General features: G+C 59.0%; 1 protein-coding gene and 1 pseudogene. Both read left to right on the plus strand.

Annotation, left to right across the window (positions count from 1 at the left end):
* Window positions 1-283, plus strand: a pseudogene (locus tag ACJMNC_RS18300) (MCE family protein); the annotation flags it as partial.
* On the plus strand, window positions 280-1,162 hold an 883-nt coding region (locus tag ACJMNC_RS18305; protein WP_408949369.1), incomplete at its 3' end, for an MlaD family protein. The pseudogene ACJMNC_RS18300 and the gene ACJMNC_RS18305, both read left to right, overlap by 4 nt.

Genomic DNA, 1,162 nt, shown 5'->3' on the forward strand with positions numbered 1-1,162 from the left:
ACGCGAGGTCAACCGGTCCATGTCGAAGACGGTCATCACCGGCGAGCAACTTGAGTCAACGTACGACCAGAGTTTCGCGACGATCTATCAGCGTCTGGCGCGAGAACCCGGGGAGTTAGAGGGTCTACTCAACGGTGCGGTACTGCTCAAGCCCCTTATGGACTCGCTGACCGCTGCGACGAACTCCACGCCGAGCGAGGCACAATGTTCGAAAGGTCTTCTGCCCCTGCCGGATACAGCGAAGATTGCGCTTATGGGGCAACGATTGGTGGTGTGTCAGTGAGGTTGTTCAATCGAAATCGATCGCATCACCAGCCCGAACGCAGACGCGACCTCATCGTCGCCGGTGTGGTGGTGGTGACGGTGGTGGTCGGTCTGGTGATCGCCGGGGCCGTGTATATCTCACCGCCCGGTCAAAAGGTGTACTCGGCCCATCTGGTCAACACCGGCGGGCTGGAGTCGGGTGATCAGGTGCGTATAGCGGGGATAAGACAAGGGAGGGTGTCGTCGGTGGACCTCACGGGAACGGTTATCACAGTCAAATTTCGACTCGACGACTCGGTGTCGGTCCGTTCGGATGCTACCGCAGCGGTTCGCCTGATCACGCCGATCGGCGGGCGAGTTCTCGATCTGGACCCAGGGTCAGGACCGACCGCGCTGTCGGGGGCAATCCCCCTTGTTCAGACATCGAGTACCTACGACATCTCCAACACGCTCGAGACGACGACGCCGGTGTTCCGTGATGTGAACGGCGTCGATCTCCGTCAAACTGCGTCGCTGCTGCAGAATGCGTTCTCCGACGGCAACACAAACATTCCCGACGCACTGAGGAACACCAGCAGTCTGATGGACCTTCTAGAGCGACAGTACGGTCAGCTCGACAAAACGGTCGCTCTATCGGATGAATACGTCAAAGCTTTCGCCGACCAAAAACAGGTGCTGGTCGACTTTCTCCGTCAACTCAGCTTCCTGGCCAGGACGCTGGGACCTGATATTCAAAACGTCCGCGACGGGTTCGACTATCTCAGGCGTCTGTTCAAACTTCTGACGAGGCCGCTCGTGGCGTACCGCGATGGGATCGAACCGTCCGTGCAACAGTTCAAGACGCTCCTGGACAAGGTGTCGACAGAGCTGCCGGGCTACTCCAACGCCCTGACACAGG

Origin of the sequence: Gordonia sp. VNK21 (assembly GCF_046098115.1) — a bacterium.
GTDB lineage: Bacteria > Actinomycetota > Actinomycetes > Mycobacteriales > Mycobacteriaceae > Gordonia.